The organism is uncultured Chryseobacterium sp. (assembly GCF_913776365.1).
Taxonomy (GTDB): domain Bacteria; phylum Bacteroidota; class Bacteroidia; order Flavobacteriales; family Weeksellaceae; genus Chryseobacterium.
On record NZ_CAJYMO010000283.1, the window covers coordinates 1 to 9,386 of the forward strand.

Annotated in this window: 2 protein-coding genes and 1 pseudogene; all 3 read right to left on the bottom strand. The window is 44.4% G+C overall.

Features of this window, described 5'->3' with window-relative positions:
- Positions 1–84 precede the first annotated feature (84 nt).
- The 3 genes and pseudogenes from rpoC to QZ735_RS14820 all read right to left on the bottom strand — a co-directional run bounded on the left by rpoC (position 85) and on the right by QZ735_RS14820 (position 9,326).
- Positions 85–4,350, bottom strand: a complete 4,266-nt coding sequence (rpoC, locus tag QZ735_RS14810) for a DNA-directed RNA polymerase subunit beta' (RefSeq protein ID WP_294249864.1) — start codon at positions 4,348–4,350, stop codon at positions 85–87.
- 84 nt (positions 4,351–4,434) lie between these two features.
- Positions 4,435–8,256, bottom strand: a pseudogene (gene rpoB, locus QZ735_RS14815) (DNA-directed RNA polymerase subunit beta).
- Positions 8,257–8,807: 551 nt separating this feature from the next.
- Positions 8,808–9,326: a hypothetical protein gene (locus QZ735_RS14820; protein ID WP_294249866.1), complete on the bottom strand. Its 519-nt coding sequence runs from the start codon at positions 9,324–9,326 to the stop codon at positions 8,808–8,810.
- Positions 9,327–9,386: the final 60 nt, after the last annotated feature.

A 9,386-nucleotide genomic window follows, 5' to 3' on the forward strand; every position in this document is an offset into this window, starting at 1 on the left:
GTTATAAATATTTTTTTATTCGAAATTTTGAGGTTGTGAAAATATAAAAATAAATCCAAACCTCAAATTTCCGAATCATTAATTTTAGTTAAGATCTTCGAATTCTTTTTTAGAACCTACGATCACACTCTGGTATTCCTTAAGACCTGTACCTGCAGGGATTCTGTGCCCCACGATTACATTTTCCTTAAGACCGTTCAGATCATCTACTTTCCCTGCTACAGCAGCTTCATTCAGTACTTTAGTCGTTTCCTGGAATGATGCCGCAGACATGAAGGACTTGGTCTGAAGTGCCGCTCTGGTAATTCCCTGCAGCACTGGTGTGGCGGTTGCAGGCAGTGCTTCTCTTACTTCTACCAATGCCTGGTCTTCACGTTTCAGCTTGGAGTTTTCGTCCCTCAGTTCTCTTGCCGTGATCATCTGTCCCGGTTTGAAGACTTTGGAATCTCCTGCCTCAACCACTACCTTCAGTCCGAATACCCTGTTGTTTTCTTCAAGGAAGTCATACTTATGCTCAAGGGCTCCTTCAAGGAACTGGGTATCCCCACCGTCAACAATAGATACTTTCGTCATCATCTGTCTTACAATGATTTCAAAGTGCTTATCATCAATTTTTACCCCCTGAAGACGGTATACTTCCTGAATTTCATTTACCAGATATTCCTGAACCGCCGTTGGGCCTTTGATTCTTAAGATATCGTCCGGAGTGATGGACCCGTCGGAAAGAGGCGAACCTGCTCTCACGAAGTCATTCTCCTGTACTAAGATCTGATTGGATAATTTAACTAAATAAATTTTTCTTTCACCGGTCTTAGCCTCAACGATAAGTTCCCGGTTACCTCTTTTGATTTTTCCGTAAGAAACCACCCCGTCAATTTCGGTAACCACCGCTGGGTTGGATGGGTTTCTCGCTTCGAATAATTCGGTAACTCTCGGAAGACCTCCGGTGATATCCCCTGCTTTGGCAGATTTTCTAGGGATCTTGATCAAGACTTTACCGGCCTTGATTTTTTCACCATCATTTACCATCAAGTGGGCTCCTACCGGTAAGTTGTATGCTTTCTGCTCAACCCCTTTGGAATCTACCACTTTCAGGGTAGGTACGGCTTTCTTGTTTCTGGATTCAGAGATTACTTTCTCTTCGAATCCGGTCTGTTCATCGATTTCCAGCTGGAAGGAAATACCCTGGATGATGTCCTCGTATTCTACCTTACCGGAAGTTTCGGCAATGATAACCGCGTTATACGGATCCCATCTGCAGATTACGTCTCCTTTCTTCACCTTATCACCCGGTTTTACGGATAGTATGGAACCATAAGGAACGTTGGCAACCATTAACGGAGTCCTGGACTCGTTGTCGGCAACCAATCTGAATTCCGTTGAACGGGAAACCACAACCTCAGCCGTGTTGCCGTTTTCATCTTCGGAAGTAATGGTTCTTACTTCGTCCATTTCCACGATACCGTCTCTTCTGGCTACAATGGACGGGTTTTCGGAAACGTTTCCTGCAGTACCCCCCTGGTGGAAGGTTCTCAGCGTAAGCTGGGTTCCCGGTTCCCCGATGGACTGTGCTGCAATAACCCCCACGGCTTCACCCATGTGGATGGTTTTACCGGTGGCCAGGTTTCTACCGTAGCATTTAGCACAGATCCCTTTTTTCGCCTCACAGGTTAACGGTGAACGTACTTCAACCGCTTCCAGTCCTGCTTCTTCAATTCTTCTGGCTAATGCTTCGTTGATTACTTCGTCTGCATTGATGATCAGCTCATCGCTTTCAGGATCGTAAATATTATGTAATGATACCCTACCTAAGATTCTTTCGGAGATTCTTTCAACGATCTCGTCATTCTTCTTAAGCGCAGTAACTTCTGTACCTCTTAGTGTTCCACAGTCATCCTCGGTAACGATAACGTCCTGTGCAACGTCTACCAGTCTTCTCGTTAAGTAACCGGCATCGGCCGTCTTAAGAGCGGTATCCGCAAGACCTTTACGGGCACCGTGGGTAGAGATAAAGTATTCAAGGATGGAAAGACCTTCCTTAAAGTTGGCAAGGATCGGGTTTTCGATGATCTCCGCACCGGTAGAACCGGCTTTCTGCGGCTTGGCCATCAATCCCCTCATCCCTGATAACTGACGGATCTGCTCCTTGGAACCCCTTGCACCGGAATCCAGCATCATGTATACGGAGTTGAAACCACCCTGGTCGGTTTTCATCCTGCTCATGATCATTTCCGTAAGTCCGGCGTTGGTGTTGGTCCATACGTCGATTACCTGGTTGTAACGTTCCGTATCGGTGATAAGACCCATGTTATAGTTGGCTCTGATCTCGTCTACGGTTTCAATAGACTGGGCAATCATTTTCTTTTTCTCTACAGGAACTACGATATCTCCTAATGAGAAAGAAAGACCTCCTTTGAATGCATTGGAATATCCCAAATCCTTCATCGCATCCAGGAACTTCACGGTAGTCGGGAAATCCGTATCCGCGAGAATTTTACCGATAACGTTTCTCAGTGATTTCTTGGTAAGAAGTTCATTGATGTACCCTGACTGTTTCGGTACAATCTGGTTAAACAGGATTCTACCTACTGAAGTTTCGATGAGCCTGGTTACGATTTCTCCGTTTTCTTTAACCGGAAGTCTGCATCTTACTTTAGCATTTAAGGATACCCTTCCTTCCGCATAAGCGATTTCCGCTTCTTCAGGAGAATAGAAGGCAAGGCCTTCCCCTTTCACTTTCATTTCATCCGTAGAGCTCAGTTCTTTGGTCATGAAATACAGACCCAGAACCATGTCCTGAGAAGGTACCGTGATCGGAGAACCGTTTGCCGGGTTCAGAATGTTCTGGGAGCCCAACATCAGCAACTGCGCTTCAAGGATTGCTTCAGGACCCAGCGGTAAGTGTACCGCCATCTGGTCACCATCGAAATCCGCGTTGAAGGCCGTTGTTACCAACGGGTGAAGCTGGATCGCTTTCCCTTCGATCATTTTAGGCTGGAATGCCTGGATCCCCAGTCTGTGAAGCGTAGGTGCCCTGTTCAGAAGAACCGGGTGGCCTTTCATCACGTTTTCAAGGATATCGTATACCACAGGTTCTTTCCTGTCGATAATTCTTTTGGCTGATTTTACGGTTTTTACAATTCCTCTTTCAATCAGTTTTCTGATGATGAACGGCTTGTACAATTCCGCTGCCATATCTTTAGGGATACCGCACTCGTGAAGCTGTAAGTTAGGACCTACAACAATTACCGAACGCGCAGAGTAATCTACCCTTTTTCCTAACAGGTTCTGACGGAAACGACCCTGCTTCCCTTTCAATGAATCAGACAGGGATTTCAATGGTCTGTTGGATTCAGATTTTACTGCAGACGATTTTCTGGTGTTATCGAATAACGAATCTACCGATTCCTGAAGCATACGCTTCTCGTTTCTCAGGATCACTTCCGGAGCTTTAATCTCCAATAGTCTTTTCAGACGGTTGTTTCTGATGATCACCCTTCTGTAAAGGTCATTAAGATCGGAAGTTGCGAAACGTCCACCATCCAACGGAACCAATGGTCTCAATTCCGGCGGGATAACGGGAAGTACACGCATAATCATCCACTCAGGCTTATTGATCATTCTTGTGTTGGCACCTCTCAATGCTTCTACAACGTTCAGTCTCTTAAGCGCTTCTGTTCTTCTCTGTTTAGAACCTTCGTTGTGGGCTTTGTGTCTCAGATCGAAAGACAAGGCATCAAGATCGATTCTTTTCAATAATTCCTCAACCGCTTCAGCCCCCATTTTGGCGATGAATTTATTCGGATCGGAATCATCAAGATACTGGTTCTCTACCGGAAGGGTTTCCATAATGTCCAGGTATTCCTCTTCTGTAAGGAACTCCATGTTTTCAAAATCGGAACCGTCCAGTTTTTTGGCGATACCCTGCTGTACCACTACGTATCTTTCGTAGTAAATAATCATATCCAGTTTCTTGGAAGGGATTCCCAGCAGGTAACCGATTTTATTCGGTAAAGAACGGAAATACCAGATGTGTGCGATAGGGACAACCAGGTTGATATGCCCGATTCTCTCTCTTCTTACCTTTTTCTCGGTAACCTCTACACCACAACGGTCACAAACGATCCCTTTATACCGGATTCTCTTGTACTTTCCGCAGGCACATTCGTAATCTTTTACAGGACCGAAGATTTTTTCACAGAACAAACCGTCTCTTTCAGGCTTATGCGTTCTGTAGTTGATGGTTTCCGGCTTCAATACCTCTCCTCTCGATTCCTGAAGAATGGATTCCGGTGAAGCTAAACCGATCGTTATTTTATTAAATCTACTTGATTTATTTTTATTTGACATTTGTTAGATTTTAAATTTTAGATTTTAGATTTTAGATTAATTTCCGGGTGTTGCCACCCGGTATTGATAATTTAAAATTTAAAATTATTCCTCTAGTCTTACGTCTAATCCAAGACCTTGCAGCTCATGCAGCAATACATTGAATGATTCCGGAATTCCTGGTTCAGGCATCGATTCTCCTTTTGCAATCGCTTCATACGTTTTTGCTCTACCGATAACGTCATCCGACTTCACGGTAAGAATCTCTCTCAGGATGTTGGATGCTCCGAATGCTTCAAGAGCCCAAACCTCCATTTCCCCGAATCTCTGGCCTCCGAACTGTGCTTTACCACCTAACGGCTGCTGTGTAATCAGTGAGTAAGGACCGATGGAACGTGCGTGCATCTTGTCATCTACCATGTGTCCCAGTTTCAGCATATAGATAATTCCCACGGTTGCTGCCTGGGTAAACCTTTCTCCGGTACCACCGTCATACAGGTGGGTATGTCCGAATTTAGGAAGACCTGCCTTATCGGTATATTCCGTAATCTGATCAAGGGTGGCCCCGTCGAAGATCGGTGTAGCGAACTTCAGTCCCAGCTTCTGACCTGCCCATCCGAGAACGGTTTCGTAAATCTGACCGATGTTCATACGGGAAGGTACCCCAAGCGGGTTCAACACGATGTCTACCGGTGTTCCGTCTTCCAGGAACGGCATATCTTCTTCACGAACTATTCTTGAAACGATCCCTTTGTTACCGTGACGTCCCGCCATCTTATCCCCAACATTCAGTTTACGTTTCTTCGCAATGTAAACTTTAGCCAGCTTCATGATTCCTGCCGGAAGCTCATCCCCGATGGAAATTGCAAATTTCTCACGGTTTTTCACTCCCTGGATATCATTGTACTTGATCTTGTAGTTGTGGATCAGCTGTTTGATCAGTTCATTTTTGTCATTATCAACCGTCCAGTCCGAACCGCTCACGTTTACATAGTCTTCTACTGAAGTCAGTAACTTATGCGTGAACTTCACTCCTTTACCGATAATTTCTTCGTCAAGGTCGTTTTTCACGCCTTGTGAAGTTTTACCGCTTACCAGGGTATTCAGCTTTTCAATTAATGTATTTCTCAGGTCGTCAAACTTCGCTTTGTACGTATTTTCAATCTCTTCAAGCTTCAGTTTTTCTTCCGTTCTTTTCTTTTTATCCTTGATGTTTCTGGAGAAGAGCTTTTTATTGATCACCACCCCTCTTAAAGAAGAGTCGGCTTTCAGGGAAGCATCCTTCACATCACCGGCTTTGTCACCGAAGATCGCTCTCAGTAGCTTTTCTTCCGGAGTCGGGTCAGATTCCCCTTTCGGAGTGATCTTACCGATCATGATATCACCAGGCTTCACTTCAGCCCCGATTCTGATCATCCCGTTTTCATCAAGGTCTTTGGTTGCTTCTTCAGAAACGTTCGGAATATCGGCTGTCAGTTCTTCCATACCTAATTTGGTATCACGAACCTCAAGGGAATATTCGTCTACGTGAATGGAAGTAAACCAGTCTTCACGGACTACCTTTTCGTTGATTACGATCGCATCCTCAAAGTTATACCCTTTCCAAGGCATGAACGCAACCACCAGGTTTCTACCCAATGCCAGTTCTCCTTTTTCAGTAGCATATCCGTCGCAAAGCACCTGTCCTTTTTCTACCACATCTCCCACTCTTACGTTCGGTCTCAGGGTAATGGTTGTGCTCTGGTTGGTTTTTCTGAACTTGGTCAGGTTATAGGTTTTTGTAGCAGACTCGAACTGTACCAGATCTTCGTCTTCACTTCTTTCGTATTTGATCACAATCCTGTCGGCATCCACATACTGTACGGTACCGGTACCTTCAGCATTGATGAGGATCCTTGAATCCCTTGCCACCTGCTGTTCAAGCCCTGTACCTACGATCGGAGCCTGCGGCTTCAACAAAGGAACGGCCTGACGCATCATGTTGGATCCCATCAGGGCCCGGTTCGCATCATCATGTTCCAGGAACGGAATCAATGAAGCGGAAATACCGGAAATCTGGTTCGGTGCCACATCGATAAGGTCTACCTGGCTTGGTTCCACTACCGGATAGTCACCATCCAGTCTTGCAATGATCCTGTCGGTTTCGAACTCACCGCTGTCGCTCAGCTCAACGTTGGCCTGTGCAATTACTTTGGATTCTTCATCCTCTGCATTCAGGTAGATAGGATCTGAATTAAGATCGATCTTGCTGTCTTCTACTTTTCTGTACGGCGTTTCAATGAAACCTAACCTGTTGATTTTCGCATAGATCCCTAAAGAGGAGATCAGACCGATGTTCGGTCCTTCCGGCGTTTCAATCGGACAGATTCTTCCGTAGTGGGTATGGTGAACGTCACGTACCTCGAAACCTGCTCTCTCCCTTGATAAACCGCCTGGCCCTAATGCGGAAAGTCTACGCTTGTGCGTAATTTCCGACAGCGGGTTCGTCTGGTCCATGAACTGGGAAAGCTGGTTGGTTCCGAAGAATGAGTTGATTACAGAAGTTAATGTTTTTGCATTCACAAGATCCAGCGGGGTAAAGATTTCGTTATCCCTAACGTTCATCCTTTCCTTGATGGTTCTGGCAATTCTTGAAAGACCTACCCCGAACTGTCCTGCCAGCTGCTCGCCTACGGTTTTGATTCTCCTGTTGGACAAGTGGTCAATATCATCCACATCGGTTTTTGAATTTACCAGCTCGATCAGGTGTCTTACGATGGCAATGATGTCTTCTTTGGTAAGAACCTCAGTCGTTGTAGGGATGTTCAGACTTAATTTCTTATTCAGCCTGTAACGTCCTACTTCCCCTAATGAATATCTTTGTTCGGAGAAGAATAATTTCTCAATAATTCCTCTTGCCGTTTCCTCATCAGGCGGATCTGCATTTCTTAACTGACGGTAGATGTATTCCACCGCTTCTTTTTCAGAGTTGGTTGGATCTTTTTGTAATGTATTCTGAATAATGGAGAATTCATTGCTGTTTTCCTTATGGATCAGGATTGATTTCACACCGGCATCAAGAATAAGATCAAGATGTTCTTTTTCAAGAATGGTTTCCCTGTCCAGGATGATTTCGTTTCTTTCGATAGAAACCACCTCTCCTGTATCTTCATCCACGAAATCCTCGAACCAGGTGTTCAGCACCCTTGCAGCCAATGTCCTTCCTTCTACTTTTTTAAGGGCGGCTTTGGAAACTTTCACTTCCTCAGCAAGGTCGAAGATCTGAAGGATATCCTTATCGGATTCATAACCGATGGCTCTTAATAAAGTGGTTAACGGTAATTTTTTCTTACGGTCGATATACGCGTACATCACGCTGTTGATATCGGTGGTAAATTCCATTCAAGATCCTTTAAAAGGAATGATTCTTGAATAATATAGCTTGGTTCCGTTGGCGTGGTAAGTCTGCCCGAAGAATACACCAGGTGAACGGTGCAGCTGCGTAACGATTACCCTTTCAGCACCATTGATGATGAAAGATCCGCTAGGCGTCATATAAGGAACCGGGCCTAAATATACATCCTGAACGACCGTCTGGAAGTCTTCATGCTCAGGATCAGTACAGTACAGTTTAAGTCTTGCTTTAAGAGGCACGGAATACGTCAATCCTCTTTCCACACACTCATCGATAGAGTAACGCGGAGAATCTACCAGATAATCCAGGAATTCCAGCACAAACTGGTTTCTTGAATCCGTAATCGGGAAGTTTTCCTGAAAAGTCTTGTAAAGACCTTCATCGGTTCTGTCTTCAGGAAGCGTATCCAGCTGGAAAAACTCTTTGAAAGACTCAATCTGGATATCCAGGAAGTCAGGAGTAATGATTTTTCCTTTTGCTGACGAGAAATTGATCCTCGGCGTCCCCTTAGTTGTTGCTGTTGTTTTACTCATAAAACTTGTAAGAAGGGTTAAAAAATATTTTGATTCATTAAAAAATATCAGAAAGATCAGGAACAAAGTATTCTGAAAAAGGAAAAAGTGTTTTGGCGCTCACGAAAGACCTGTTTCTTTTAACTTTATGCTTAGTTCTTTCTAACTGCAACACTGGTATATCTTTTCACAGCGTAATGCAAAATATTTTTATCACTTTTGAAACGGTAACCGTCATGTATTTATAAAACACGAAAGCCCTTTCACAATCATGAAAGAGGTGATATTCAGTATTTTATAGATATATGTACAATTATTCGCGCCAAAAGAGACAGCAAAGATAGGAAAATTTTATTTTTCAGGCAAATAATTATATCTTTTTTATCAGGATATCCATATTATATGGTGCTCACTTTCAAATGCAATCATAAAAAAGAAGGCTGGAGATCCGGAATGGGTTAATTCCTTACTTCAGCCTCCTCCGCTTGTTTTTACAGAGCATCAGGAGCTGTTCTGTACTTGTCATCATTAATAAACAGGCTTTACCTGCTTATGGCCAGACTACTGTATTTTTACGGTTTCCAGAACGACCATACCGTGCCGTTGAATACAGCCAACTGATGGGCCGCCGTATCATAGGCCATCATCCCAGCGGAAGGATTGATGATGTTCAGATGTGGGCTTGCCATCTTTGGAAGTACCATTGCTTTGTTGGTATCCGTAAGGACCAGAATTCCTGGCGTGGGGTCGGTTGCCGGACTGCTGCCGATTGCTACCCTTGCCGACGCCAGTTCCGTTTTGGTATCCTGCAGCAGTGTGCTTACGATTCCGGTAAGATCCACACTCATGTCAATCCAGGATCCCGATTTGCGGTATTTTACTTTTTTATCGGTAATATCATAGACCAGGGTACCATCTACTGCGCCCGAAACTGAGGATGCCGCCGTTACCCAGGGCAGGATCATCCCTCTGTTGCCCGTAGCAAATTCCAGCGATACCGATGAATTGCTGACTGCTGATTTTCCGATGGCCACCTGAGAAAAAGCTATCCCGGAAAGAAAAAGCAATGCTGTTATGATTATTTTTTTCATTATGTAAATTTTTTATTATTAATTAATTCCGATACACAGGGCATTACTGCCCCATGCATC

Bases quoted from the DNA above. Each gene is read 5' to 3' on its own strand.
- rpoC (WP_294249864.1), bottom strand. From the start codon at position 4,350: ATGTCAAATAAAAATAAATCAAGTAGATTTAATAAAATAACGATCGGT.
- QZ735_RS14820 (WP_294249866.1), bottom strand. From the start codon at position 9,326: ATGAAAAAAATAATCATAACAGCATTGCTTTTTCTTTCCGGGATAGCT.